Annotated in this window: 24 protein-coding genes and 1 pseudogene; 14 read left to right on the top strand and 11 right to left on the bottom strand. The window is 60.4% G+C overall.

Annotated elements, in window-relative coordinates; translation table 11 throughout:
* The first annotated feature begins 29 nt into the window (after window positions 1-29).
* Window positions 30-1319, top strand: a complete 1290-nt coding sequence (gene gltA / locus NPS56_RS12630) for a citrate synthase (RefSeq protein ID WP_007977501.1) — start codon at window positions 30-32, stop codon at window positions 1317-1319.
* Between the two features lie 319 nt (window positions 1320-1638).
* On the opposite strand, the gene NPS56_RS12625 is transcribed toward gltA, so the two are convergent.
* From NPS56_RS12625 to NPS56_RS12615, 3 genes are all read right to left on the bottom strand, one after another.
* Complete coding sequence (locus tag NPS56_RS12625; protein ID WP_274074896.1) at window positions 1639-3297, bottom strand: cation acetate symporter; 1659 nt, start codon at window positions 3295-3297, stop codon at window positions 1639-1641.
* The gene (locus NPS56_RS12620) at window positions 3294-3605 is read right to left on the bottom strand and encodes a DUF485 domain-containing protein (protein WP_008061165.1); all 312 of its coding nucleotides are present in this window, start codon (window positions 3603-3605) and stop codon (window positions 3294-3296) included. The genes NPS56_RS12625 and NPS56_RS12620 overlap by 4 nt, the downstream gene beginning before the upstream one ends.
* A 239-nt stretch (window positions 3606-3844) precedes the next feature.
* The gene (locus NPS56_RS12615; RefSeq protein ID WP_274074895.1) at window positions 3845-4696 is read right to left on the bottom strand and encodes a glycine betaine ABC transporter substrate-binding protein; all 852 of its coding nucleotides are present in this window, start codon (window positions 4694-4696) and stop codon (window positions 3845-3847) included.
* A gap of 288 nt (window positions 4697-4984) precedes the next feature.
* On the opposite strand from NPS56_RS12615, the gene NPS56_RS12610 reads away from it, so the two are divergent.
* Window positions 4985-6580: a beta (1-6) glucans synthase gene (locus NPS56_RS12610; protein ID WP_274074989.1), complete on the top strand. Its 1596-nt coding sequence runs from the start codon at window positions 4985-4987 to the stop codon at window positions 6578-6580.
* A 107-nt stretch (window positions 6581-6687) separates the two neighbouring features.
* Here NPS56_RS12610 and NPS56_RS12605 read toward each other — a convergent pair whose 3' ends face one another.
* Window positions 6688-7056 (bottom strand): hypothetical protein, encoded by a 369-nt coding sequence (locus tag NPS56_RS12605; RefSeq protein ID WP_274074894.1) that lies wholly within the window; start codon window positions 7054-7056, stop codon window positions 6688-6690.
* A gap of 224 nt (window positions 7057-7280) precedes the next feature.
* Here NPS56_RS12605 and NPS56_RS12600 point away from each other — a divergent pair, with 224 nt between their 5' ends.
* Window positions 7281-8579 (top strand): serine/threonine protein kinase, encoded by a 1299-nt coding sequence (locus NPS56_RS12600; protein ID WP_274074893.1) that lies wholly within the window; start codon window positions 7281-7283, stop codon window positions 8577-8579.
* The gene (locus NPS56_RS12595) at window positions 8572-9360 is read left to right on the top strand and encodes an MlaA family lipoprotein (protein WP_274074892.1); all 789 of its coding nucleotides are present in this window, start codon (window positions 8572-8574) and stop codon (window positions 9358-9360) included. Before NPS56_RS12600 ends, NPS56_RS12595 begins: the two co-directional genes overlap by 8 nt.
* Window positions 9361-9487: 127 nt before the next feature.
* Here NPS56_RS12595 and NPS56_RS12590 read toward each other — a convergent pair whose 3' ends face one another.
* A complete protein-coding gene (locus NPS56_RS12590) occupies window positions 9488-10402 on the bottom strand; it encodes a DUF808 domain-containing protein (RefSeq protein WP_274074891.1) in 915 nt (304 codons plus the stop codon).
* A 134-nt stretch (window positions 10403-10536) separates the two neighbouring features.
* On the opposite strand from NPS56_RS12590, the gene NPS56_RS12585 reads away from it, so the two are divergent.
* Window positions 10537-11142 (top strand): TetR/AcrR family transcriptional regulator, encoded by a 606-nt coding sequence (locus NPS56_RS12585; RefSeq protein ID WP_274074890.1) that lies wholly within the window; start codon window positions 10537-10539, stop codon window positions 11140-11142.
* A gap of 197 nt (window positions 11143-11339) precedes the next feature.
* On the opposite strand, the gene NPS56_RS12580 is transcribed toward NPS56_RS12585, so the two are convergent.
* Both NPS56_RS12580 and NPS56_RS12575 read right to left on the bottom strand, forming a co-directional pair.
* Entirely contained in the window at window positions 11340-11798 is a 459-nt protein-coding gene (locus NPS56_RS12580; protein WP_274074889.1) for an REP-associated tyrosine transposase, read from the bottom strand.
* Between the two features lie 198 nt (window positions 11799-11996).
* Entirely contained in the window at window positions 11997-12437 is a 441-nt protein-coding gene (locus NPS56_RS12575; protein WP_077184045.1) for a GlcG/HbpS family heme-binding protein, read from the bottom strand.
* Between the two features lie 267 nt (window positions 12438-12704).
* On the opposite strand from NPS56_RS12575, the gene gcl reads away from it, so the two are divergent.
* The 8 genes from gcl (at window position 12705) to NPS56_RS12535 (ending at window position 22243) form a co-directional block, all read left to right on the top strand.
* Window positions 12705-14480: a glyoxylate carboligase gene (gene gcl, locus NPS56_RS12570; RefSeq protein ID WP_046819365.1), complete on the top strand. Its 1776-nt coding sequence runs from the start codon at window positions 12705-12707 to the stop codon at window positions 14478-14480.
* A gap of 135 nt (window positions 14481-14615) precedes the next feature.
* On the top strand, window positions 14616-15398 hold the full coding sequence (hyi, locus tag NPS56_RS12565) for a hydroxypyruvate isomerase (protein ID WP_274074888.1): 783 nt from the start codon (window positions 14616-14618) through the stop codon (window positions 15396-15398).
* A gap of 152 nt (window positions 15399-15550) precedes the next feature.
* A complete protein-coding gene (locus NPS56_RS12560) occupies window positions 15551-16444 on the top strand; it encodes a 2-hydroxy-3-oxopropionate reductase (protein ID WP_274074887.1) in 894 nt (297 codons plus the stop codon).
* A 145-nt stretch (window positions 16445-16589) separates the two neighbouring features.
* Window positions 16590-17870 (top strand): glycerate kinase type-2 family protein, encoded by a 1281-nt coding sequence (locus NPS56_RS12555; protein WP_274074886.1) that lies wholly within the window; start codon window positions 16590-16592, stop codon window positions 17868-17870.
* On the top strand, window positions 17860-19275 hold the full coding sequence (pyk, locus tag NPS56_RS12550; protein WP_274074885.1) for a pyruvate kinase: 1416 nt from the start codon (window positions 17860-17862) through the stop codon (window positions 19273-19275). The genes NPS56_RS12555 and pyk overlap by 11 nt, the downstream gene beginning before the upstream one ends.
* A 107-nt stretch (window positions 19276-19382) precedes the next feature.
* Complete coding sequence (locus NPS56_RS12545; RefSeq protein WP_274074884.1) at window positions 19383-20297, top strand: urea transporter; 915 nt, start codon at window positions 19383-19385, stop codon at window positions 20295-20297.
* 21 nt (window positions 20298-20318) lie between these two features.
* Complete coding sequence (locus NPS56_RS12540) at window positions 20319-21143, top strand: ion transporter (protein WP_274074883.1); 825 nt, start codon at window positions 20319-20321, stop codon at window positions 21141-21143.
* A 104-nt stretch (window positions 21144-21247) separates the two neighbouring features.
* Window positions 21248-22243, top strand: coding sequence for a sulfate ABC transporter substrate-binding protein (locus NPS56_RS12535; RefSeq protein ID WP_274074882.1), 996 nt, complete (start codon window positions 21248-21250; stop codon window positions 22241-22243).
* A 102-nt stretch (window positions 22244-22345) separates the two neighbouring features.
* On the opposite strand, the gene NPS56_RS12530 is transcribed toward NPS56_RS12535, so the two are convergent.
* A complete protein-coding gene (locus NPS56_RS12530) occupies window positions 22346-22789 on the bottom strand; it encodes a hypothetical protein (protein WP_274074881.1) in 444 nt (147 codons plus the stop codon).
* A gap of 208 nt (window positions 22790-22997) precedes the next feature.
* On the opposite strand from NPS56_RS12530, the gene NPS56_RS12525 reads away from it, so the two are divergent.
* On the top strand, window positions 22998-24203 hold the full coding sequence (locus NPS56_RS12525) for an MFS transporter (RefSeq protein ID WP_274074880.1): 1206 nt from the start codon (window positions 22998-23000) through the stop codon (window positions 24201-24203).
* A gap of 53 nt (window positions 24204-24256) precedes the next feature.
* Here the strand turns inward: NPS56_RS12525 and NPS56_RS12520 are convergent.
* The 3 genes and pseudogenes from NPS56_RS12520 to NPS56_RS12510 form a co-directional block, all read right to left on the bottom strand.
* Window positions 24257-24376, bottom strand: a pseudogene (locus NPS56_RS12520) (type II toxin-antitoxin system HicB family antitoxin); the annotation flags it as partial.
* 55 nt (window positions 24377-24431) lie between these two features.
* Window positions 24432-24998, bottom strand: a complete 567-nt coding sequence (gene phnN / locus NPS56_RS12515) for a phosphonate metabolism protein/1,5-bisphosphokinase (PRPP-forming) PhnN (protein WP_274074879.1) — start codon at window positions 24996-24998, stop codon at window positions 24432-24434.
* Window positions 24999-25277: 279 nt separating this feature from the next.
* Window positions 25278-25685 (bottom strand): hypothetical protein, encoded by a 408-nt coding sequence (locus tag NPS56_RS12510; RefSeq protein ID WP_274074878.1) that lies wholly within the window; start codon window positions 25683-25685, stop codon window positions 25278-25280.
* Between the last annotated feature and the right edge of the window lie 10 nt (window positions 25686-25695).

The following is a 25695-nucleotide window of genomic DNA, read 5'->3' as shown; positions in this document are numbered from 1 at the left end:
GATGATTTCAAGCATAAATAGGAGGCCACATGGCTGACAAAAAAGCGCAGTTGATCATCGAGGGCGCAGCCCCCGTCGAGCTGCCCATTTTAACCGGCACCGTTGGTCCCGATGTTATCGATGTTCGGGGTCTGACGGCCACGGGCCGCTTCACCTTTGACCCTGGTTTCATGTCGACCGCTTCCTGCGAGTCGAAGATCACCTATATTGACGGTGACAACGGCATTTTGTTGCATCGCGGCTACCCGATCGAGCAACTGGCTGAAAAATCGGACTACCTGGAAACCTGCTACCTGCTGCTCAACGGCGAACTGCCGACCGCAGAGCAGAAGGCCCAGTTCGTCAGCACCGTGAAGAACCACACCATGGTTCACGAGCAGTTGAAGACCTTCTTCAACGGCTTCCGTCGCGACGCTCACCCGATGGCCGTCATGTGCGGCGTTGTCGGCGCCCTCTCGGCCTTCTACCACGACTCCCTCGACATCAATAACCCGCAGCATCGCGAAATCTCCGCGATCCGCCTGGTTGCCAAGATGCCGACCCTGGCCGCGATGGTTTACAAGTACTCCATGGGCCAACCCATGATGTACCCGCGCAACGACCTGTCGTACGCGGAAAACTTCCTGCACATGATGTTCAACACCCCGTGCGAGATCAAACCGATCAGCCCGGTACTCGCCAAGGCCATGGACCGGATCTTCATCCTCCACGCCGACCACGAGCAGAACGCATCGACCTCTACCGTACGTCTGGCCGGCTCGTCGGGTGCCAACCCGTTCGCCTGTATCGCCGCCGGTATCGCTGCACTGTGGGGCCCTGCCCACGGCGGCGCCAACGAAGCCGTCCTGACCATGCTCGATGAAATCGGCGATGTCTCGAACATCGACAAGTTCATCGCCAAGGCCAAGGACAAGAACGATCCGTTCAAGCTGATGGGCTTCGGTCACCGCGTTTACAAAAACCGCGACCCACGCGCCACCGTGATGAAGCAGACCTGCGACGAAGTGTTGAAGGAACTGGGCATCCAGAACGATCCGCAACTCGAACTGGCCATGCGCCTGGAAGAGATCGCCCTGACCGACCCGTACTTCATCGAACGCTCGCTGTACCCGAACGTCGACTTCTACTCGGGGATCATCCTCAAGGCGATCGGCATTCCAACCAGCATGTTCACCGTGATCTTCGCCCTGGCGCGGACCGTCGGCTGGATCTCCCACTGGAAGGAAATGCTCTCCAGCCCGTACAAGATTGGCCGTCCGCGCCAGCTGTACACCGGCTACGAGTCGCGTGACATCACCAAGCTCGAAGACCGCAAGTAAGATCGTTCTTGCTGTAGCGTGTTGAGTTGTACCGGGAACGGCCTCTATTTGCATAGAGGCCGTTTTTGTTTACCTGGGGTTCACGCAGTGACTGAAGCACCGCTATCGCCAGCAGGCTGGCTCCCACAACGAGCACTTGTTCCAATGTGGAGCCAGCAGGCTGGTTCCCACAGGGAGCATGCATTCCAATGTGGGAGCCAGCCTGCTGGCGATAAGGCCAAATCCGGCGACACACATCCTTCAGACAGAAGCAAAAATGCCCCGATCTCTCGATCGGGGCATTTGCTTGCAGCTTACAACTTGCAGCTTCTAACTGCTCTTAGTGCGAAACCGCCCCACTCGCCCCCAACCCAGTCTGCGAACGAACAAACTGCGGGAAGAACAGCGCCCGCTCGTTATCAGCCGCGGTCGACTTGTCGGTAATCGAGAAGAACCAGATCCCGACAAAAGCAATGATCATCGAGAACAACGCCGGGTACTCGTACGGGAAGATCGCCTTCTCGTGATGCAGGATCTGCACCCAGATGGTCGGGCCAAGGATCATCAAGCCCACAGCGCTCACCAGGCCCAGCCAGCCACCGATCATCGCACCGCGAGTGGTCAGCTTCTTCCAGTACATGGAAAGCAGCAGGACCGGGAAGTTGCAGCTCGCCGCGATGGAGAACGCCAGGCCGACCATGAACGCGATGTTCTGGCTTTCGAACAGGATGCCCAGGCCTATCGCCAGCACCGCCAGGGCGATGGTGGTGATTTTCGAGACGCGGATCTCATCCTTCTCGTTGGCCTTGCCCTTCTTGATCACGCTGGCGTACAGGTCGTGGGACACCGCCGAGGCACCGGCCAGGGTCAGGCCGGCAACCACTGCCAGGATGGTCGCGAACGCTACCGCCGAGATGAAGCCCAGGAAGATGCTGCCACCGACCGCATTGGCCAGGTGCACCGCCGCCATGTTGTTACCGCCCAACAGCGCGCCAGCCGCATCCTTGAACGCAGGGTTGGTGCTGACCAGCAGGATCGCGCCGAAGCCGATGATGAAGGTCAGGATGTAGAAGTAGCCAATGAAACCGGTTGCGTACAGCACGCTCTTGCGCGCTTCTTTCGCATCACTCACGGTGAAGAAGCGCATCAGGATGTGTGGCAGGCCAGCGGTACCGAACATCAGTGCCAGCCCAAGGGAGAACGCCGAGATCGGATCTTTCACCAGGCCGCCCGGGCTCATGATCGCTTCACCTTTAGGGTGAACCTTGATCGCCTCGGAGAACAGAGCGTTGAAGTCGAAGTTGACGTGCTTCATCACCATCAGCGCCATGAAGGAAGCGCCGGACAGCAGCAACACCGCCTTGATGATCTGCACCCAGGTGGTCGCCAGCATGCCGCCAAACAGCACGTACATGCACATCAGGATACCGACCAGGATCACGGCAACGTGATAGTCGAGACCGAACAGCAGCTGGATCAGCTTGCCGGCACCGACCATTTGCGCGATCAGGTAGAACGCCACCACCACCAGCGAACCGCAAGCGGACAGCGAGCGGATCTGGGTTTGCCCAAGGCGATAGGACGCCACGTCGGCAAAGGTGTATTTACCCAGGTTACGCAGGCGCTCGGCGATCAGGAACAGGATGATCGGCCAGCCCACCAGGAAGCCGATCGAGTAGATCAGGCCGTCGTAGCCGGAGGTGAACACCAGCGCGGAAATACCCAGGAAGGACGCCGCGGACATGTAGTCACCGGCAATCGCCAGGCCGTTCTGGAAACCGGTGATCTTGCCGCCCGCCGCGTAGTAGTCGGAGGCCGACTTGTTTTTCTTCGACGCCCAGTAGGTGATGCACAGGGTTGCACCAACGAACGCGACGAACATCAGGATCGCGGAAACGTTGAGCGGTTGCTTCTGCACGGCGCCGGTCAGGGCGTCAGCGGCCCAGGCGCCAGGTGCGAATGCTGCGATGCTCAAAAGAGCCATTAGACGCCGGATCATTGCTGAGCCTCCTTGAGAATCGCATTGTTCAGGTCGTCGAATTCGCCGTTGGCGCGTCGCACATAGATACCGGTCAGGATGAAGGCCGAGACAATCAGCCCGACACCGATCGGTATGCCCCAGGTAATCGATGACTCAGGGCTGATTTTCGCCCCCAGTACATGCGGCCCGTAAGCAATCAAAAGGATGAATCCGGAGTAAAGCCCTAGCATGATCGCCGATAGAATCCAGGCGAATCGTTCCCTCTTGCTAACCAGCTCCTTGAAGCGCGGGCTGTTTTGAATCGAGAGGTAAATGCTGTCGTTCATTGTTTTTATCCTCGCAGCACAGATTTAGTTGGAACGGTATCCACTCTATGCGGCTGCGGGGCAGGTTCCAGACGACCTTAGTCTTAGAACCACGTGACGTATTCGCCAATCTCAAGCACTACTGAATAAAAGTGGGAGCTAGCCTGCTGGCGATTGCGATCTGTCAGTCAACACTTCAGTTAACTGACAGATCGCAATCGCCAGCAGGCTAGCTCCCACAGGGTACCGCGGGGTATCTGTTACTTGGTCCAGTCAGCCACACGCTCCGGATGCTTGGCTACCCAATCCTTTGCCGCCGCTTCAGGCTTGGCGCCTTCCTGGATTGCCAGCATGACTTCGCCGATTTCGTCTTTCGACGCCCACTGGAAGTTCTTCAGGAACTTGGCCACTTCCGGTGCCTTGGTCGCCAGCTCTTTGCTGCCGATGCTGTTCACGGTTTCAGCCGCGCCGTAAACGCCTTTCGGGTCTTCCAGGAAACGCAGTTTCCACTTGGCGAACATCCAGTGCGGCACCCAACCGGTCACGGCAATGGATTCGTTCTTTTTCTCTGCACGTGTCAACTCGGCAATCATGCCGGCGCCGGAACTGGCCTTGAGTTGAAAGCCGGTCAGGTCGTAGTCCTTGATCGCCTGCTCGGTCTTGAGCATCACGCCTGAACCGGCGTCGATGCCGACGATGCGTTTCTTGAAGCTGTCATCGGTTTTCAGGTCTTCAAGCGACTTGGCCTTGACGTACTCGGGCACGATCAAGCCGATCCTGGCGTCCTTGAAGTTCGGACCGTAGTCGACGACCTGGTCCTTGTTCTTGGCCCAGTAATCGCCGTGGGTCACCGGCAGCCAGGCCGACAGCATGGCGTCGAGTTTGCCGGTGGCCACGCCCTGCCACATGATCCCCGTGGCGACGGCTTGCAGCTTCACGTCATAATTGAGCTTCTGCTTGATCACTTCAGCGGCCACGTGAGTGGTCGCGACGCTGTCGGACCAGCCGTCAACGTAACCGATGGTCAGGGTCTTGTTCTCGGCATTGGCGAATGTGGAGCCAATCGCAAGCACCAGAGCGGCACCTGCGCCTAAAAGTCGTCGCATCTTCATCGTTACTTCCCCGAAAGTGCTGCGCTCGACGGATGCCGAGTCGCGTCAACGTATAGTTATGGTGCACAGCGCCCCCATCACGCCCCACCCGCAAACTCGTTCGATCATCAGCGGAGTACTGATGATGCGATCATCAACCTGACGCTGTTGGCGACCTGCTCTGCCAGCGACCTCAAGGCATCGAGAAACGACATCAGAACGCCATGAGTCTAGGACAGCGCACAGGTTCCGCACTATCCGCCCGAACTTTGCATGTCAAAATCATGCAGGGCACCAAGCGCGGGACAAATACAGGTAACATGCGCCGCTTTGCTCCCAGACGGCCTGACCATGCCCGCGACATCCCGTTTTCCTTTTTTTGCTTATCTGTTCGCTTGCCTGCTGGGGCTGTTTGCCTTGGGCGGCTTCTGGTACGGCCTCGGTAAACCGGTGCTCCTGCCGGACGTGGTCAGCGCGACGCACAAGTTGCAATGCGCCTCCTATACCCCGTTCGACAAGGACCAGTCGCCGTTCGACGTACCGTTCAACCTTCGTCCCGAGCGCATGGACGCGGATCTCGCGCTGCTGGCCAAAAATTTCCAGTGCATCCGCACCTACTCCATGACCGGCCTCGATGCCCTCCCCGACCTGGCGCGCAAGCATGGGTTGAAGCTGATGATCGGCGCCTGGATCAACAGCAACCCGGTGGACACCGAAAAAGAAGTCGACCTGCTGATCGCCTCGGCCAACGCCAACGCGGACGTGGTCAGCGCGGTGATCGTCGGCAACGAAACCCTGCTGCGCAAGGAAGTCACCGGCACCCAGTTGGTCAAGCTGATCAACAAGGTAAAAAGCCAGGTCAAGCAACCCGTTACCTACGCCGATGTCTGGGAGTTCTGGCTCAAGCACCCGGAGATCGCGCCGGCCGTGGATTTCCTGACCATCCACTTGCTGCCGTACTGGGAAGATGATCCGTCGAACATCGACGCCGCGCTGCAACATGTGGCTGAGGTACGCCAGGTATTCGGCAACAAATTCGCACCCAAGGACGTGATGATCGGCGAAACCGGCTGGCCGAGCGAAGGCCGCCAGCGTGAAACCGCCCTGCCGAGTCGGGTCAACGAAGCCAAGTTCATTCGTGGTTTTGTCGCCATGGCCGAGCAGCAAGGTTGGCACTACAACCTGATCGAAGCCTTCGACCAGCCGTGGAAACGTGCCAGTGAAGGTGCGGTTGGTGGTTACTGGGGGCTGTTCGATGCAGATCGCCAGGACAAGGGTGTGCTGGCCGGGCCGGTGTCGAACGTGCCGTACTGGTCGCAGTGGCTGGTGGTTGGCGGGTTTATCTTCCTTGGCACACTGATTCTCGGTGGACGCGTTCGCAGCACTCGCGCCGCGCTGGTGCTGCCACTGCTGGGCGCCTTGGCCGCTTGCTCGATGGGTGCCTGGGGCGATCTGGCACGGGTCACCACGCGTTTTGCCAGCGAGTGGTTGTGGGTCGCCGTGCTGACTGCCTTGAATGTGTTGGTGCTGGCCCATGCCGCGCTGACACTGAGCCCCCGCACCGGTTGGCGTGGCTGCGCGTTCAATACGCTTGAGCGTCGGGCAGGCTGGATACTGGCAGTGGCAGGATTTGCCGCTGCAGTGATGATGCTGGAACTGGTGTTCGACCCGCGTTATCGCAGTTTCCCGAGCGTCGCCTTCATCCTGCCAGCGCTGGTTTACCTGTGCCGCCCGGTGAGCGTGCCGCGCCGGGAGATTGCATTGCTGACCTTCATCATCGGCGCCGGCATTGCGCCGCAGCTGTTCCGGGAAGGCTTGCAGAACCAGCAGGCCTGGGGTTGGGCGCTGGTGAGCGGGTTGATGGTGGCGGCGTTGTGGCGTTGTTTGCGGGTTCGCAAGGACTGATCTTCAGCGCCGCCTCCGGCCTCTTCGCGAGCAAGCCCGCTCCCACATTTGATCTGCGTCGTTCACAAATCGAATGTGGGAGCGGGCTTGCTCGCGAAGGCTATCTATCAGGCGCTACGGGACGCCCTGACCAACCGCAACCCCGCAATCACCACCGCAAACACCGCCATTGTCGTGTTGTACAACGCCAGCGCCGGAAACCCGAACACCAGCGCCGCCACTGCCAACCACCACCCTGCCCGTCCCGGCAGCACAAAGCCGACCACGGCGGCGGCCAGTGCTGTCCAGCCCAACACCTGGAAGTGAATCATCAGGCCAAGATTGGAACGCACCTGGCATTCCCAGCGGCTGGCCTCGTCCACGCAGATGCCGACCCACTGCGCATCTTCCATGAAGCCATAACGCGCGCCATAGCTGGCGGCCAGCCATAACGGCAACAAAACAAGCAGCAGAATCACGGGCAAACGGCGGGACATGGAGCACTCCAATACGCGAAAACGGCGGCCAGCTTAATCGCCCGACAGCCTTAAGCAAGGGATAACAACTGTTAACTGGTCATTCAATCACTGCAAAGTGTATCGTCACGCTACTATTACTCGGAATTCAGGCCAGTTTGGTGCCGATGCGTGGCACTTTGGCGCAGATCCAGTGGTCATAGCCTGCGAACTTCATTCGGCACCTTTTTCTAAGGGATCTAGTCATGCTCCGTTCCTTGCGCTTCGCCGCCCTGTTTGGCGGCCTTATCTTGAGTGCGTCCGCACTGGCGGTCGATATCGACGCCGCCAGTTATGGCTATCCCTTGACCAACCCGTTCGAGGCGACCATTGCCACGACGCCACCGGACCTGCGCCCCGAGCTGCCGTTGGATGAGGACATCGATCAGTCCGATCGCAGCGTCACCCTGCGCCCGGAACGCGCATTCGAACTGCCGGACAACTTCTGGCCAGTGAAAAAACTTACCTATCGCATTGCCACCCAGGACAAAGCCGCGCCGTTGATCTTCCTGATCGCCGGCACGGGCGCGCGCTACGACAGCAGCCTCAACGAATACCTGAAAAAGCTCTACTACAAGGCCGGCTACCACGTGGTGCAACTGTCGTCGCCCACCAGCTTCGACTTCATGAGCGCCGCCTCACGTTTTGCCACGCCCGGCATCACCAAGGACGACGCCGAAGACATGTACCGGGTGATGCAGGCCGTGCGGGCGCAAAACCCGAAACTGCCGGTCACCGAGTACTACCTCACCGGCTACAGCCTGGGTGCACTGGATGCGGCATTCGTCGCGCACCTGGACGAAACCCGCCGCAGCTTCAACTTCAAGAAAGTGCTGCTGGTCAACCCTCCGGTCAATCTCTACACCTCGATCACCAACCTGGACAAACTGGTCCAGACCGAGGTCAAGGGCATCAACAACACCACCACCTTCTATGAACTGGTGCTGAACAAACTGACCCGTTACTTCCAGCAGAAGGGCTACGTCGATATCAACGACGCACTGCTTTATGACTTCCAGCAGTCCAAGCAGCACCTGAGCAATGAACAGATGGCCATGCTGATCGGCACCTCCTTCCGTTTTTCCGCGGCCGACATCGCCTTCACCTCGGACCTGATCAACCGTCGCGGCCTGATCACTCCGCCGAAAACCCCCATTACCGAAGGCACCAGCCTCACGCCGTACCTCAAGCGTGCGCTGCAGTGCGACTTCGACTGCTACATCACCGAACAGGTGATCCCGATGTGGCGTGCCCGCACCGACGGCGGCAGCCTGCTGCAACTGATCGACCAGGTGAGCCTGTATGCACTGAAGGACTACCTGCACGACAGCCCGAAAATCGCCGTGATGCACAACGCCGACGATGTGATCCTCGGCCCTGGAGACCTGGGTTTCCTGCGCAAGACGTTTGGCGATCGCCTGACCGTTTACCCGCTGGGCGGCCACTGCGGCAACATTAACTACCGCGTCAACAGCGACGCCATGCTGGAGTTCTTCCGTGGCTAAATACCTCCTGCTTATCGCCGCGTTACTCTGTGCAAGCGCTGCCAATGCCGACAACAGCAAGGCCAACGCACCGGTGGTCGTCGACAGTGACGGCTTCAAGGAGCCACTGAGCAAACTCAAGTTCAACCCGGGCCTGGACCAGCGCGAATTCGAACGTTCAACGCTCAGCGCATTGAACGTCTATGACCCGCTGGAAGAGTGGAACCGCCGGGTTTACCACTTCAACTACCGGTTCGACCAATGGGTGTTCCTGCCGGTGGTCGACGGCTATCGCTACATCACGCCGAGCTTCCTGCGCACCGGCGTCAGCAACTTCTTCAACAACCTTGGCGACGTGCCGAACCTGATGAACAGCTTGTTGCAGTTCAAGGGCCAGCGCTCGATGGAAATCACCGGACGGCTACTGCTCAATACCACCATCGGCATCGCCGGCCTGTGGGACCCGGCCACCGCCATGGGCCTGCCGCGCCAGAATGAAGACTTCGGTCAGACCCTGGGATTCTATGGTGTGCCGGGCGGCGCCTACTTCGTACTGCCGATCCTCGGCCCGTCGAACCTGCGTGATACTGGCGGCTTGGTGGTCGATTTCAGCGCCGAGAACGCCATCAACTTCCTCAACGTTGCCGAGGTCAGCTCCAACCATCCCGAAGTCTGGATCCTGCGCGCCATCGACAAGCGCCATCAGAACAGCTTCCGCTATGGCCAGCTGAACTCGCCGTTCGAGTACGAGAAGGTGCGCTACGTGTACACCGAGTCGCGCAAGTTGCAGATCGCCGAGTAGTACCGGCGGGCACAAGAAACTGTGGGAGCGAGCCTGCTCGCGATGAGGCCATAACATTCAACACCTATGTTGACTGTTACACCGCAATCGCGAGCAGGCTCGCTCCCACATTTGTCATGTGTTGGCCTTAGCCTTTCAGGGCTTTCCAGAGCTTGCTCACCGCCATCACCCCCGCCAACACCACCGCACCCGCCACAATCCCCGCCACCGCATTGAGTAACGTCGGCACGATAAATCCGGCACCGCCGGCGGCTGCGCTGACACTTTCGATCCAGTGATGCACCACCGGAACGCCGTGGGTGAGGATGCCGCCACCGACCAGGAACATCGCCGCCGTACCGATCACCGACAGGCTTTTCATCATGTACGGTGCCGCGCGCAGGATGCCACCGCCGATACTCTTGGCCATCTGCCCCGGCTTCTGGGTCAGCCACAGCCCCAGGTCATCGAGCTTGACGATGCCCGCTACCAGGCCGTACACGCCGACAGTCATGACGATGGCGATACCCGAGAGCACGACGACTTGCTGGGTCAGCGCCGAATCGGCCACGACGCCAAGGGTGATGGCGATGATTTCCGCCGAAAGAATGAAGTCGGTGCGGATCGCGCCCTTGATCTTGTCCTTTTCGAACGCCACCAGATCGACCGCCGGATCCGCCACCGCCTCGACCAGTTCGGCATGTTCGGCCTGGTCTTCGGCCTTGCTGTGGAGGAATTTATGGGCGAGCTTTTCAAACCCTTCGAAACACAGGTAGGCGCCACCGACCATCAACAACGGCGTGACCAGCCACGGGATGAACGCACTGATGGCCAATGCCGACGGCACCAGGATCAGTTTGTTGACGAACGAGCCCTTGGCGACCGCCCAGACCACCGGGATTTCCCGCTCAGCGCGCACACCGCTGACCTGCTGGGCGTTGAGCGCCAGATCGTCGCCGAGCACGCCGGCGGTTTTCTTGGCGGCCATTTTTGTCATCAACGCCACATCGTCCAGTACGGCGGCGATGTCGTCGATCAGCACGAGCAAACTGCTTCCTGCCATGAATCGGCTTTCCTTCTTGAATGAATGCCGTGCAGCATAGCGCGGCCGAGCGCCGCACGGAGCATTCTTGAGCGTCGCCGAAGGCCGGTGCTACCATGCGCCACCGCCAGTACAGGCAAGGAACCCCCTGGTTTATGAGCACCATCCGCGAGCGCAACAAACAATTGATCCTGCGTGCCGCCAGTGAAGAATTTGCCGACAAGGGCTTCGCTGCGACCAAAACCAGTGACATCGCAGCCAAGGCGGGATTGCCCAAGCCCAACGTCTACTACTACTTCAAATCCAAGGAAAACCTCTATCGCGAGGTCCTGGAAAGCATCATCGAGCCAATTCTGCAGGCCTCGACGCCATTCAACCCGGACGGTGTGCCCAGTGAAGTGCTGAGCGGCTACATTCGCTCGAAAATCCGCATCTCCCGCGACCTGCCCTTCGCCTCCAAGGTATTCGCCAGCGAAATCATGCACGGCGCCCCGCACCTGAGCCCCGACCTGGTCGAACAGCTCAACGGCCAGGCCAAGCACAACATCGACTGCATCCAGACCTGGATCGACCGCGGCCAGATCGCGCCCATCGACCCCAATCACCTGATGTTCAGCATCTGGGCCGCCACCCAGACCTACGCCGACTTCGACTGGCAAATCACCGCCATCACCGGCAAGGCCAGGCTGGATGAAGAAGATTACGAAGCGGCGGCGCAGACGATCATTCGGTTGGTGTTGAAGGGGTGTGAGCCGGACTGATAGACCGCAGCGCGGCCATCGCCAGCAGGCTGGCTCCCACAGTTGATCTCTGACACTCAGCTAAACCCCTGCTGGCTCCCATAATTGATCTCTGACACTCAGCTAAACCCCTGCTGGCTCCCATAATTGATCTCTGACACTCAGGTAAACCCCTGTGGGAGCCAGCCTGCTGGCGATGGGGACAACTCCGTTTTGGATCAAACCCAGATAGCATCCCACAACGGATAGTCGCCAAGCTTCTCTACCAGTCCAGCCCGCAGCGGGTTAGCTACTACATATCGAGCCATTTTCACTAAATCCTCCTCCCGCCGCAGCGCCCGATCATGAAACCCTCTCTGCCAGAGACCGGTGGTTCGACCGGTAGACTGCTTCACTGCCTTGGTGGTCAAGGATTTAGTCCTTTGCACCAGTCCACCCAACGACCCCTGCCGCAATTCGATCAACCAATGAAAGTGATCGGGCATGACAACCCAGGCCAGTGAATTGGCAAAGCCTTGATCCTGAGCGCAGCGAAATTGATTAACCACCCCTCTCCCCAAGAAGAAGTCTTTGAATATCGGTTCTCGGTCGCGAGTGTTGATAGTCAACAGGTAAATGCGGCTGGATTCGGCATATCGGCCGATACGCAAGCGATTTGAAGCGGGTAGATCAGGCATTCCTTTGCCCCTTGCATGATGAATTCATGAGCAAGGCTAGTCCTGATATTCCCAATGCGCGGGGCAGACAGTTAGCTGGATGTGTCTGTAAGTCAGTCATCGCCAGCAGGCTGGCTCCCACAGTTTGATCTCTGACACTCAGATAATCCCCTGTGGGAGCCAGCCTGCTGGCGATGGCGTCATCTCAAATGCAAAAGATCAAGCCACCACCCCAGCATCCGCCCTCAACCCCAGCGCCTCGATCGCATTGATTGCACACTGCTCATCAACATCCGACAGATCCCCGCTGATCCCCACCGCCCCCAGCACGTTCCCGTCCTGATCCCGCACCAGCACACCACCCGGTGCGGGCACGACGCTGCCCTGTCCCAGGCTATTCAATGCCGCGATGAACGCCGGGCGTTGCTGGGCGTCCAGTGCCAGCAGGCGTGAACCTTTGCCCAGCGCGATGGCGCCCCAGGCTTTGCCGATGGCGACGTGGGGGCGCAGCAGGCTGGCGCCGTCCTCGCGTTGCAGGGTGATCAGGTGCCCGCCGGCATCCAGTACCGCGATGGTCAGTGGCGCCGCGGAGATGGCCCGCCCTGCGCTGATGGCTTCGTTGACCAGGTTGACTGCGACTTTCAAGGTTAAAGCGCTCATGGTGCCGTCCTCATTTTGTTTTTGGAAAGGCGGTGGACTGCTTCGATGTGCCGTAGTCCGATGCAACAAATAGAACACAATGAATTATTTTTTTGTATACAATAATTATCGAAAAGCGCCACATGCGACGAAAAGCCACAGTAGATCGGGCTTCCGACGAATGAAACAACCGCTTGAGAAAATGGATTGACCTGCGCCGTCCGCCGTGAATACACTCTGCGCAAAGCCACTTGTATACAATTACAAAACGTAAAGAGGCACAAAACCATGAGCAAAATGAGAGCAATCGAAGCCGCCGTTCTGGTGATGCGCCGTGAAGGGGTTGATACCGCTTTTGGCATCCCCGGTGCCGCCATCAACCCGCTGTACTCCGCCCTGCAAAAGGTCGGCGGCATCGATCACGTACTCGCTCGCCACGTTGAAGGCGCCTCGCACATGGCCGAGGGCTACACCCGCACCAAGGCCGGCAACATCGGCGTGTGCATCGGGACTTCCGGCCCTGCCGGTACCGACATGGTCACCGGGCTCTACAGCGCCTCGGCCGACTCGATTCCAATCCTCTGCATTACCGGCCAGGCACCCCGCGCCCGTATGCACAAGGAAGACTTCCAGGCTGTCGATATCACCAGCATCGTCAAGCCAGTGACCAAGTGGGCGACCACTGTTCTCGAACCGGGCCAGGTGCCTTACGCGTTCCAGAAAGCTTTCTTCGAGATGCGCTCCGGCCGCCCAGGCCCGGTGCTGATCGACCTGCCGTTCGACGTGCAGATGGCCGAAATCGAGTTCGACATCGATGCTTACCAGCCGCTGCCTTTGGCCAAGCCGACCGCTACCCGCGTTCAAGTCGAGAAGGCTCTGGCCCTGCTCGATCAGGCTGAGCGTCCACTGCTGGTAGCCGGTGGCGGCATCATCAATGCCGACGCCAGCGATCTGCTGGTTGAATTCGCCGAGCTGACAGGTATCCCGGTCATCCCGACCCTGATGGGCTGGGGCACCATCCCGGACGATCACCCGCTGATGGTCGGCATGGTCGGCTTGCAGACGTCGCACCGCTACGGCAACGCCACCATGTTGAAATCCGACGTGGTGCTGGGCATCGGTAACCGTTGGGCCAACCGTCACACCGGTTCGGTGGATGTGTACACAGAAGGCCGCAAGTTCATTCACGTCGACATCGAAGGCACTCAGATCGGCCGCGTGTTCACCCCGGACCTGGGCATCGTCTCCGACGCCGCCGCCGCGCTGACCGTTTTCATCGAAGTCGCTCGCGAATGGCAAGCCGCCGGCAAGCTGAAAAACCGCAGCGCCTGGCTGCAAGACTGCCAACAGCGCAAAGCCAGCCTGCAGCGCAAGACCCACTTCGACAACGTGCCGGTCAAGCCGCAGCGCGTCTACGAAGAAATGAACCAGGTGTTCGGCAAGGACACCTGCTACGTCAGCACCATCGGTCTGTCGCAGATTGCCGGCGCGCAGTTCCTGCACGTCTACAAGCCGCGTCACTGGATCAACTGCGGCCAGGCAGGCCCTCTGGGCTGGACCATTCCGGCGGCGCTGGGCGTGGTCAAGGCTGATCCGAACCGTAAAGTCGTGGCCCTGTCGGGGGACTATGACTTCCAGTTCATGATCGAGGAATTGGCGGTGGGCGCGCAGTTCAAGCTGCCGTACATCCATGTGGTGGTGAACAACTCGTACCTGGGCCTGATCCGTCAGGCGCAGCGCGGTTTCGACATGGATTACTGCGTACAGCTGTCGTTCGACAACCTGAACGCGCCGGAGCTCAACGGTTACGGTGTCGACCACGTCGCGGTTGCCGAAGGCCTGGGTTGCAAGGCGCTGCGTGTGTTCGAACCGGCTCAGATCCAGCCTGCCCTGCGCAAGGCCCAGGAGCTGATCGAAGAGTTCAAGGTGCCGGTGATCGTCGAGATTATCCTGGAGCGCGTGACCAACATTTCCATGGGCACCGAGATCAACGCCGTCAACGAATTCGAAGACCTGGCGCTGGTCGGCAACGATGCGCCGACGGCGATTTCGTTGCTCGATTAATAGCTGACCGCTCTCCCTGTGGGAGCGAGCCTGCTCGCGATGAGGCCGGCACATTCAACATTGATGTTGACTGTCCCTCCATCGCCAGCAGGCTGGCTCCCACAGGGGTTCTGCACACATTTACGGGAGACCACCATGCCGCGTTTCGCAGCCAACCTGTCCATGCTGTTCACCGAACAGGACTTTCTCGCCCGTTTCGAAGCGGCCGCCAAGGCCGGCTTCAGTGGTGTCGAGTACCTGTTCCCCTACGACTTCAGCTCCGCCGAAATCAAGGCCAAGCTCGACGCCAACGGTCTGACCCAAGTGCTGTTCAACCTGCCGGCCGGCGACTGGGCCAAGGGTGAGCGCGGTATCGCCTGCCTGCCGGACCGCGTTGAAGAGTTCCGCGCCGGTGTCGACCTGGCGATTGCCTACGCACAAGTGCTGGGCAACACCCAGATCAACTGCCTGGCCGGTATCCGCCCACAAGGCGTCGACGATGCCACCGTGGAAAAAACCTTTGTCGCCAACCTCAAGTACGCCGCCGACAAGCTGCAAGCGGCAGGCATCAAACTGGTGATGGAAGCGATCAACACCCGCGACATCCCGGGTTTCTACCTGAACAACACGGCGCAAGCCCTGTCGATTCGCGAGCAGGTCGGCAGCGCCAACCTGTTCCTGCAATACGACATCTACCACATGCAAATCATGGAAGGCGACCTTGCCCGCACCCTGCAATCGCACTTGGGCGCTATCAACCATGTGCAGCTGGCGGACAACCCGGGGCGTAACGAACCGGGCACGGGTGAAATCAACTACCGCTTCCTGTTCGAACACCTGGACCGCATCGGGTACCAGGGTTGGGTCGGTTGCGAATACAAGCCGCTGACCACCACGGAAGCGGGCCTGGGCTGGTTGAAAACCCACAACGCAATCTGACACAGATCCCTTGTAGGAGCTGGCTTGCCAGCGAAGGCGGTGGGTCAGTCGACATGTATGCCGGATGGCACACCGCATTCGCGAGCAAGCCCGCTCCCACAAAAGCAGCTCCCCTATTCGCTTGAGCAAGACAAAAACAAGAGGATTTTCTCATGGCTAAAATCGGATTTATCGGCACCGGCATCATGGGCCACCCAATGGCGGCGAACCTGCAAAAAGCCGGTCACAGCCTGTTCCTGTCCGCGCATCACGACGCCGCCCCCGCCGACCTGGTCGCCGCCGGCGCCGTCGCCCTGGCGAACCCGAAAGAAGTCGCCCAGGAAGCCGAATTCATCATCGTCATGGTCCCGGATACCCCGCAGGTCGATGACGTGCTGTTCCGTGCCGACGGCGTGGCTGCAGGGATCGGCAAAGGCAAGGTGGTAATCGACATGAGCTCGATCTCGCCGACCGCCACCAAGGCCTTCGCCGCCAAGATCAATGAAAAAGGCGCCCAGTACCTCGACGCGCCAGTGTCCGGCGGTGAAGTCGGCGCCAAGGCCGCGACCCTGAGCATCATGGTCGGTGGCGATGCCGATGCCTTCGAACGCGCACTGCCGCTGTTCCAGGCCATGGGCAAGAACATCACCCTGGTCGGTGGCAACGGCGACGGTCAGACCGCCAAAGTGGCGAACCAGATCATCGTTGCGCTGAACATCCAGGCGGTGGCCGAAGCCCTGCTGTTCGCGGCCAAGAACGGTGCCGATCCAGCCAAGGTGCGTGAAGCGCTGATGGGCGGTTTCGCTTCGTCGAAGATCCTCGAAGTGCACGGCGAGCGCATGATCAAGGGCACCTTCGATCCGGGCTTCCGCATCAGCCTGCACCAGAAGGACCTGAACCTGGCCCTGCAAGGCGCCAAGGAACTGAACATCAACCTGCCGAATACCGCCAACGCCCAGCAAGTGTTCAGCACCTGCGCGGCGATCGGTGGCAGCAACTGGGACCACTCGGCGCTGATCAAGGGCCTGGAACACATGGCGAATTTCTCGATTCGCGACAAGAACTAAGCCCTGCATGAACTTGTGGGAGCCAGCCTGCTGGCGATGAAATCAACACGGTGTGTCTGATAGACCCCGGCGCCTGAATCGCCAGCAGGCTGGCTCCCACAAGGATCCGCTCCAATCCCAATAACAAGAATTCCGGGAGCCCGCCATGTCGGTCGATCCGCAACAATTCCTGCGCGAGCTGTTCGCCACAGCTATCGACGCGGCCCATCCGCAGCAAGTCCTCGAAGCCCATCTGCCTGCCGACCGTAGCGGTCGGGTGATCGTCATTGGCGCCGGCAAAGCCGCGGCCGCCATGGCCCAGGTGGTCGAGCGCTGCTGGCAGGGTGAAGTGTCCGGTCTGGTGGTGACACGTTACGGTCACGGCGCTCCGTGCGAAAAAATCGAAGTGGTCGAAGCCGCTCACCCGGTTCCGGACGCAGCCGGCCAAGCGGTGGCCAAGCGTGTCTTCGAACTGGTCAGCAACCTGACTGAAACCGACCGCGTCATCTTCCTGCTGTCGGGCGGTGGTTCGGCGTTGCTCGCCCTGCCCGCTGCCGGCATCACCCTGGCCGACAAGCAAGCGATCAACAAAGCCCTGCTCAAATCCGGCGCCACCATTGGCGAGATGAACTGCGTGCGCAAGCACCTCTCGGCGATCAAGGGCGGCCGCCTCGGCAAGGCCTGCTGGCCAGCCACTGTCTATACCTATGCAATTTCCGATGTGCCGGGCGACCTCGCCACGGTCATCGCCTCCGGCCCTACGGTGGCCGACCCGAGCACCTCGGCCGAAGCGCTGGCGATCCTCAAGCGTTACAACATCGACGTGCCGGCCTCCGTGCGCAACTGGCTGCAAAGCGCTGAATCGGAAACGGTCAAACCCGGCGATCCGTGCCTGGCCCGCAGCCACTTCCAGCTGATCGCCCGTCCCCAGCAATCCCTGGAAGCCGCGGCGGTCAAATGCCGTCAAGCCGGTTACAGCCCGTTGATCCTGGGTGACCTGGAGGGTGAGTCCCGGGAAGTGGCGAAAGTCCACGCCGGTATCGCCCGGCAGATTGTCCAGCACGGTCAGCCACTGGCCGCGCCCTGCGTGATTCTCTCGGGTGGCGAAACCACGGTCACCGTTCGCGGCAACGGCCGTGGCGGACGCAACGCCGAGTTCCTGCTGAGCCTGACCGACAGCCTCAAGGGCTTGCCCGGTGTCTACGCCCTGGCCGGCGACACCGATGGCATCGACGGTTCCGAAGACAACGCCGGCGCCATCATGACCCCAGACAGTCATGCCCGCGCCGCCGCCCTCGGCTTGAGCGCCAGCGACGAATTGGACAACAACAATGGCTACGGCTATTTCGCGGCGCTGGACGCGCTGATCGTCACCGAGCCGACGCGCACCAACGTCAACGACTTCCGCGCCATTCTGATCCTTGAGAGCCCAAAACATGACGCCTGATAAAAAGGTCAAGATCCTCGCCACCCTCGGCCCCGCCACCGACGGGATCGATGACATTCGTGAACTGGTGCAGGCCGGGGTGAATATCTTTCGCCTGAACTTCAGCCACGGCGATCACTCCGACCACGCCAAGCGCTATCAGTGGATCCGTGAAGTGGAGCGCCAGCTGAATTATCCGTTGGGCATCCTGATGGACCTGCAAGGCCCGAAACTGCGGGTCGGCAAATTTGCCGAGGGCAAGGTACAACTGTTTCGCGGCCAGGCCTTGCGCCTGGACCTCGATACCACGCCGGGCGATGAACGCCGGGTCAACCTGCCGCACCCGGAAATCATCGCGGCGCTGGAGCCAGGCATGGACCTGCTGCTGGACGACGGCAAGCTGCGCCTGCGGGTGGTCACCAAGTACGCCGACGCCATCGACACCACCGTGCTCAACGGCGGCGAACTGTCGGACCGCAAGGGCGTGAACGTGCCGCAAGCGGTGCTCGACCTGAGCCCGCTGACCGCCAAGGATCGCCGCGACCTGAGCTTCGGCCTGGAACTGGGGGTGGACTGGGTGGCGCTGTCGTTCGTCCAGCGTCCGGAGGACATCATCGAAGCCCGCGCGCTGATCGGCGACAAGGCGTTCCTGATGGCCAAGATCGAGAAGCCGTCGGCAGTGACGCAACTGCGTGAAATCGCCGAATTGAGCGACGCGATCATGGTCGCCCGCGGTGACCTGGGCGTGGAAGTGCCGGCCGAAAGCGTGCCGCAGATCCAGAAGAACATCATCAGCACCTGCCGCGAGCTGGGCAAGCCGGTGGTGGTGGCGACGCAGATGCTCGAATCGATGCGCTTCTCCCCGGCGCCAACCCGCGCGGAAGTCACCGATGTCGCCAATGCGGTGGCCGAAGGGGCCGACGCGGTGATGCTGTCGGCGGAAACCGCGTCCGGCGAGTACCCGCTGGAAGCCGTGCAGATGATGAGCAAGATCATCCGCCAGGTGGAAAACGGCCCGGACTATCAAAACCAACTGGACGTCAGCCGACCGAAAGCCGAAGCGACGGTCAACGATGCGATCAGCTGCGCGATTCGCCGTATCAGCAATGTGTTGCCGGTGGCGGTGCTGGTCAACTACAGCGAATCAGGCACCTCGAGCCTGCGCGCTGCCCGTGAACGGCCGACGGTGCCAATCCTCAACCTGACGCCGAACCTGCAAACCGCTCGTCGCCTGACCGTGGCCTGGGGCGTGCACTCGGTGGTCAACGATCGCCTGCGCCAGGTGGACGAAGTGTGCTCGACGGCCCTGGAAATTGCCCAGGCCCAGGGCATGGCGCAGCGTGGCGATACGTTATTGATCACGGCGGGTGTGCCGTTTGGGCAGCCGGGGTCGACTAACTCCTTGCGTATCGAGACGTTGATCTAGAGCGCCCATACCGGCCTCATCGCCAGCAGGCTGGCTCCCACATTGGGTGTGGGAGCCAGCCTGCTGGCGATGTAGGCGACTCGGTCCCTTTGACTCACAGAATTAAAATGCCTGCCAACCACTTCAACACCCACTGCCCCGACTGGGCCGAAGCCTTGCTCAACGGCTTCAGCCAGATATTCCTCCAGCGCAATCCGCTGTGCGGTTTGCTGATCCTGTCGGCCATCCTGTTCACCGCCCCGGCCCTGCTCGGCGGAGCGTTGCTCGGCGGTGTCGCCGGGTTGCTCACCGCGCAACGTCGCAACTATGCCAAGGCTGATCGTCAGGCCGGGCTGTTCAGCTACAACGGCGTGTTGCTCGGCCTGCTGCTGAGCCTGTACTTCCCCTGGTCGGCGATGATGCCACCGCTGATTCTGGCCGCCGGCGGCCTGAGTGCGATGATCACTCAACAATGGCTAAAACGCGTGCGGTTCAGCCAATACCTCCCCGCGTACACCACGCCATTCGTCGTGTTGAGCTGGGTACTGTTGTGCTTCGCCACGCCCTCGACCGAGGCGCATTTGATCGAGGTCAGCACACTGAACATGCTCGCCGCCCCGCTCAAGGGCCTCGGTCAGGTGATGTTCCTCGGTCATCCGCTGGCCGGGGCAATGATTGCCGCCGGTTTGCTGATCGCCGATCGTCGCGCCTTCTGCTGGGCGTTGCTGGCGTCTGTCGCGGGCATGGGCTGGAGTCTGCTGCACCACGACTTCTACACCGCACTGCTGGGCCTGGGTGGCTATAACGCCGTGCTCGCCGCCCTCGCCTTCAGCACGCAGCGCCAGCAGCCGTGGCTGCCACTGCTCGGTATCGCCGCAGCGCTGCTGCTGACGCCGATGTTTGCCGCTATCGGCCTGCCCACCCTGACTGCGCCGTTCATCCTCGCCGGCTGGCTGATCCGTACGGCGGCTCAAGTGCTCGGCAAAGCGCGGGGCGCCAGTGCGTCTTGCGCTCCTGGGGAGAATCAACCTAGGCTGCGCTGATCATTGAGTCAGGCGTTATCCATGGACAGCAGCAAAAACTGGCGTGAAGACCTCTACGTCATGATTTTCCAGAGCGACACCAAGGCGGGTCGGCGCTTCGACGGCATTCTGCTGTTGATCATCCTCGCCAGCCTGGTGATCGTGATGCTCGACAGCATCGACACCGTTCACCGCAACTACGCCGACGTGCTGGCGTATATCGAGTGGGGTTTCACCGTCATTTTCGCCATCGAATATGGCCTGCGCCTGTACTGTTCGCCCAAGCCCCTGCGCTACGCCTTCAGCTTTTACGGCCTGGTGGATCTGCTGGCGATCGTACCCGGCATCCTCGCGCTGTATTACGCCGATGCGCAGTACCTGTTGATTATCCGGATCATCCGGATGCTGCGGATTTTCCGCGTGCTCAAGTTGAGCCCTTACCTGAAGCAAGCCAACTACCTGATGTCCGCCCTACGCGGCAGCAAGCAGAAAATCGTCGTGTTCCTGGTGAGTGTCTGCACCCTGGTGACGGTGTTCGGCACCTTGATGTACGTGATCGAAGGCCCGGAACACGGCTTCACCAGCATTCCCAAGGGCATCTATTGGGCGATCGTGACGCTGACCACCGTGGGCTTTGGCGACATCGTGCCGAAGACGCCTTTGGGCCAGGTGATTTCCTCGCTGGTGATGATCACCGGTTACTCGATCATCGCCGTGCCGACCGGTATTTTCACCGCCGAACTGGCCAATGCCATGCGTGGCGAACAGTTGCAAACTGACTGCCCGGTGTGCAAGAAAAACAGCCATGAACACGGCGCCGCGTTCTGCTCTCGCTGCGGCAACGCCTTGTTCAAGAAAATAGAATAAGCAAAGAGCTTTTTAATCTTTAAACGACTATGCGAGCCCGGCTATAGTCGCTGGCAAATTGCCTGTTTTTTAATAAAAACATCTTCTCGAACAAGGAATTCGCAGTGAAAAAACTCTTTGGCGCCTCACTACTGGCCGCTGGCCTGGCACTGTCCAGCGTGGCTCATGCCGCACCGACCCTGCTCAATGTTTCCTACGACGTGATGCGCGATTTCTACAAGGACTACAACACTGCGTTCCAGAAACACTGGCAAGCCGAACACAACGAAAACATCACCCTGCAGATGTCCTTCGGTGGCTCCAGCAAACAGGCGCGTTCGGTCATCGATGGCCTGCCCGCTGACGTGATCACCATGAATATGGCCACCGACATCAACGCCCTGGCCGATAACGGCAAACTGATCCCGGACAACTGGGTAACCCGCCTGCCGAACAACAGCGCGCCGTTCACCTCGGCCACCGTATTCATCGTCCGCAAAGGCAACCCGAAAGCCCTGAAGGACTGGCCCGACCTGCTCAAGGACGGCGTGCAGGTCATCGTGCCAAACCCGAAAACCTCGGGTAACGGCCGCTACACCTACCTGTCGGCCTGGGGCTATGTACTGAAAAACGGCGGCGACGAGAACAAGGCCAAGGACTTCGTCGGCAAGCTGTTCAAGCAAGCGCCGGTGCTCGATACCGGTGGCCGCGCCGCCACGACGACCTTCATGACCAACCAGATCGGCGACGTGCTGGTGACCTTCGAAAACGAAGCGGAAATGATCGCCCGTGAGTTTGGCCGCGATCAGTTCGAAGTGATTTACCCAAGCGTCTCCGCCGAAGCCGAGCCACCGGTGTCGGTGGTCGACAAGACCGTCGACAAGAAAGGCACCCGCGCCGCCGCCGAGGAATACCTGAAGTACCTGTGGTCGCCAGAAGGCCAGGAGATCGCTGCCGCCAACTACCTGCGTCCACGTGACCCGGCCGTGCTGGCCAAGTACACCGACCGCTTCCCGAAAGTGGACTTCCTGTCGGTGGAGAAAACCTTCGGTGACTGGCGCACCGTGCAGAAAACCCACTTCAATGATGGTGGGGTTTTCGACCAGATTTACGCCCAGTAACCACAATCCCCTGTAGGAGCTGCCGCAGGCTGCGATCTTTTGATCTTGAAAAATAAAAGTCAAAAGATCGCAGCCTGCGGCAGCTCCTACAGGGGTGTGGCGCTAGCTCAGGTTGCCGCAGAAAATAGCCTGGTGACCATCGGCCGGGCTTTCACGCACGACCAGGGCATAACCGCCCGCTCGCAGCGTTTCCACGGCGACCGGTGCACTCTTCCAGAAATACTGGTGCGACGCCTGCGAATAGAACCGCGCATTCGGACCGTCGTTCATGGCATAGGCCGGTTTCGCACCCAGGCTCGCGCAGCTTCCCGAATAGATATAGGCCTCCAGACGGCCCGGCAAAGCACTTCCCATGCTTTCGCCACTGACCGCGAACCAGAACACCGTTGCTTTACCGTCGGACATCATGATGGGCCGGGCGATGTTCCCGGCATTGATGGAAGTAGCGTTCAGGGGAACGTTGGTGACCTGGCTGTCAGGTACTGTCGAGCACCCGAAGATCGACCCAACCGCTACCACCAACGCTAGCGAAGATACGATTTTCATCGTGATACTCCCGCTTTGTAAGGACACGTTGAAGTGATCCCCCTGTAGATTCTAGCTGTCAGGGCAAAGCGGGTGTTTCTTCGGATGGTCGGTCAACCGCTGGCAATCATTACGCCATGGCATGATTACTATCAGTCCAAACTCTCTTCCACCGTTGCGGTCAAGCCTTTAGCCTGCGCGCATTCCCTTCTGTTCAACGAGACACGTTATGACCCCAGCGACTCAGGTGCCCCACGGCACCGCGACAATGACCCGAGGCATGGTGCTGCTGTTCGCCTTCTGCTGCGGTGCGATCGTCGCCAACATCTACTATGCGCAGCCAATCATTGGGCTGATCGCACCGGACATCGGCCTGACCAGCACCATGGCCAGCCTGATCGTGTCGCTGACCCAGATCGGCTATGCCCTGGGCCTGTTCTTCCTCGTACCCCTGGGTGACCTGCTGGAAAACCGCCGGCTGATGATCATCACCACCCTGGTGGCGATTGCCAGCCTGCTGGGCGCGGCGTTCACCGATCAGCCGAACGTGTTTTTGCTGATTTCGCTGCTGGTGGGTTTCAGCTCGGTGTCGGTGCAGATCCTGATTCCACTGGCCGCGCACCTCGCGCCGGAAGAATCTCGCGGCCGCGTGGTCGGCGGGATCATGGGTGGCTTGTTGCTGGGGATTTTGCTGGCGCGACCGGTGTCCAGCGTGGTGGCCGATCATTTCGGTTGGCGGGCAATGTTTGTCATTGCCGCACTGTTGATGGCGGCGATCAGCATCGTGCTGGCGCTGACCATCCCCAAGCGCCAGCCTGACCACAGCGCGTCCTACGGCCAGTTGCTGGGTTCGCTCTGGACGCTGCTGCGCCAACAACCGGTGTTGCGCCAACGGGCGTTTTACCAAGGCTGCATGTTCGCCACCTTCAGCCTGTTCTGGACCGCCGTGCCGCTGGAACTGGCGCGCAATCATGGCCTGTCGCAAAGCCAGATCGCGATTTTCGCCCTGGTCGGCGCTATCGGCGCCATTGCCGCGCCTATCGCCGGACGCCTGGCCGACGCCGGGCATACCCGCAGTGCGTCATTGCTGGCCCTGCTGTTTGCCAGCCTGAGCTTTCTGCCCGCCTTCATCCACCCGGCCTACAGCGTGATCGGCCTGGCAGTGACCGGCGTGGTCCTGGACTTCTGCGTGCAAATGAACATGGTCCTCGGTCAACGCGCGGTCTATGCCCTGGACGCCAAGAGCCGCAGCCGCCTGAATGCCTTGTACATGACCAGCATCTTCATCGGCGGCGCGTTTGGCTCATCCGTGGCCAGTGCGGTGTATGAGCACGGTGGCTGGTTGTGGATCGTGATCGTGGGCAGTGCGTTTCCCCTGGTGGCGTTGTTGCGGTTCCTCAGTGTTTCACAGAAGGCTTCGCTGGCGACGGCATAACGACTCATGCGCCAGGCGGGCAAGTCGGTTTGCCCGCCAAGGCGATGTAACTGTCAATTACGAACCAGCTTCTCCATCGCCGCATCCGCGAGGAACGACGAACGGCTTTTGACATTGTGCTCGCGCACATAACGGTCAATGCGCTGGATCACATAGCCGGGCAACTTCACGGATCGCAGGTTTTGCCAGCGCCTGCTTTGACCGGAGCGTGGTTGTCACGCATCCCGGTCAGGCGCATGCGCCGGGCTCGTCGAGGCAGGCCAATAGTCGCTCGACGGTGCGCTCCAGTGACCCGGAGTTGTCGAGCACGTGCACTGATGGATCATCGGCCAGCAGGCGCTCACTGAAACGGGCATTGCGCGCCAGGCGCTGGTCGATCTCGGCCACGGACTCACGACCCCGCGCCAGCAAGCGCTGGCGCAACACAGCCTCGTCCACAGTCAGCAACACCGCCACCACGTTCGGATAATGCTCGCGAGTATCGTGCAGGTGCCCCCGCGAGCCGTTCACCAGCACGTCCTGCCCGGCAGCCAGCCAGTCGTCGATTTCACGTGGAATGCCATAGGTCAGGCCATTGGCGTGCCAGCTCAGGGCAAACGCGCCCTGGGCCTCCATCTCTATGAACTGCTCAGGACTGACCCCCAACGCCGCTTCGCCAACGGCTTCCGCCGATCGCGTAATGACCCGCCGCACGATACGGCAGCCTCGCTCGGCCAAACGTGTTCGCGCGGCATCGAGCAGGCTGTCCTTGCCCGAGCCCGAAGGCCCGATGAGATAGATCAATCTACCTGACATCCAATCACCCTCTTCGCTAGTCGCCCTACTTGCTGGACCACCGGTTAGTTTTCTTGTCGCGATCAGAGAGCCCGGTGGCCATGAAGCACTCACGGTACCTGGATCCCTGCACGATCTGGCGCTGGCCCGGCGAGTGGTCCATCACCATTGAACGGGTGTGCCGCCAATAGTGTGGCCGGGCTTAATCCTTGAGCTGCCGCAGGCTGCGATCTTTTGACTTTGCTTGCAAGAACAGACTCAGCCCCACAAATAAGGCGACCCCGAAGGTCGCCTTTTGCGTTACTGCCCGAACTGCCGTCCCAAACCACCCGGCACGCCCTGGATGTCCGTCTCTTCCCACGGCCCGTTGGGGCTGATCGAGCGGCTCCAGCCGTTATCCCAACGGTAATAGGTGCGCTGGCGGTAGAACGTGTTCGGTTGACCGTCGAGCACGTACACACCCATTTTCGGATCCCAATGACTGTTACCCCCCGGTGGCGGCGCAAAGCTCGCGGAGGTGCGCGGCAACGGCTTGGCCGGTTTGGCCGGCGTGGTCGGCTTGCTCGGCACCGTCGTCGGCGCCGGCTTGGTACTCGGCTGCGACGGCGGGATCGGTGGCGGGGTCGTCTGCTCGGGTGGCCGTTGGACCGCACAAGCGCTCAGCCCCAAAACAACGCTGAGCAGGGTGATACGAGCAATGGCGGTCATGGTGGCGTTT

Source organism: Pseudomonas putida (genome assembly GCF_028682635.1).
Lineage (GTDB): Bacteria > Pseudomonadota > Gammaproteobacteria > Pseudomonadales > Pseudomonadaceae > Aquipseudomonas > Aquipseudomonas putida_AE.
The sequence above is the reverse complement of the archived record's forward strand: the minus strand, read 5'-3'. Positions and strand labels throughout refer to the sequence as shown.

Coding starts and splice junctions, on each gene's coding strand:
- NPS56_RS12575 (WP_077184045.1), bottom strand. CDS start 12,437: ATGAGCGCTTTAACCTTGAAAGTCGCAGTCAACCTGGTCAACGAAGCC.
- NPS56_RS12525 (WP_274074880.1), top strand. CDS start 22,998: ATGACCCCAGCGACTCAGGTGCCCCACGGCACCGCGACAATGACCCGA.
- NPS56_RS12615 (WP_274074895.1), bottom strand. CDS start 4,696: ATGAAGATGCGACGACTTTTAGGCGCAGGTGCCGCTCTGGTGCTTGCG.
- NPS56_RS12580 (WP_274074889.1), bottom strand. CDS start 11,798: ATGCCTGATCTACCCGCTTCAAATCGCTTGCGTATCGGCCGATATGCC.
- hyi (WP_274074888.1), top strand. CDS start 14,616: ATGCCGCGTTTCGCAGCCAACCTGTCCATGCTGTTCACCGAACAGGAC.
- NPS56_RS12585 (WP_274074890.1), top strand. CDS start 10,537: ATGAGCACCATCCGCGAGCGCAACAAACAATTGATCCTGCGTGCCGCC.
- phnN (WP_274074879.1), bottom strand. CDS start 24,998: ATGTCAGGTAGATTGATCTATCTCATCGGGCCTTCGGGCTCGGGCAAG.
- NPS56_RS12625 (WP_274074896.1), bottom strand. CDS start 3,297: ATGATCCGGCGTCTAATGGCTCTTTTGAGCATCGCAGCATTCGCACCT.
- NPS56_RS12600 (WP_274074893.1), top strand. CDS start 7,281: ATGCTCCGTTCCTTGCGCTTCGCCGCCCTGTTTGGCGGCCTTATCTTG.
- NPS56_RS12555 (WP_274074886.1), top strand. CDS start 16,590: ATGTCGGTCGATCCGCAACAATTCCTGCGCGAGCTGTTCGCCACAGCT.
- NPS56_RS12545 (WP_274074884.1), top strand. CDS start 19,383: ATGCCTGCCAACCACTTCAACACCCACTGCCCCGACTGGGCCGAAGCC.
- NPS56_RS12540 (WP_274074883.1), top strand. CDS start 20,319: ATGGACAGCAGCAAAAACTGGCGTGAAGACCTCTACGTCATGATTTTC.
- NPS56_RS12605 (WP_274074894.1), bottom strand. CDS start 7,056: ATGTCCCGCCGTTTGCCCGTGATTCTGCTGCTTGTTTTGTTGCCGTTA.
- gcl (WP_046819365.1), top strand. CDS start 12,705: ATGAGCAAAATGAGAGCAATCGAAGCCGCCGTTCTGGTGATGCGCCGT.
- NPS56_RS12510 (WP_274074878.1), bottom strand. CDS start 25,685: ATGACCGCCATTGCTCGTATCACCCTGCTCAGCGTTGTTTTGGGGCTG.
- gltA (WP_007977501.1), top strand. CDS start 30: ATGGCTGACAAAAAAGCGCAGTTGATCATCGAGGGCGCAGCCCCCGTC.
- NPS56_RS12590 (WP_274074891.1), bottom strand. CDS start 10,402: ATGGCAGGAAGCAGTTTGCTCGTGCTGATCGACGACATCGCCGCCGTA.
- NPS56_RS12560 (WP_274074887.1), top strand. CDS start 15,551: ATGGCTAAAATCGGATTTATCGGCACCGGCATCATGGGCCACCCAATG.
- pyk (WP_274074885.1), top strand. CDS start 17,860: ATGACGCCTGATAAAAAGGTCAAGATCCTCGCCACCCTCGGCCCCGCC.
- NPS56_RS12530 (WP_274074881.1), bottom strand. CDS start 22,789: ATGAAAATCGTATCTTCGCTAGCGTTGGTGGTAGCGGTTGGGTCGATC.
- NPS56_RS12620 (WP_008061165.1), bottom strand. CDS start 3,605: ATGAACGACAGCATTTACCTCTCGATTCAAAACAGCCCGCGCTTCAAG.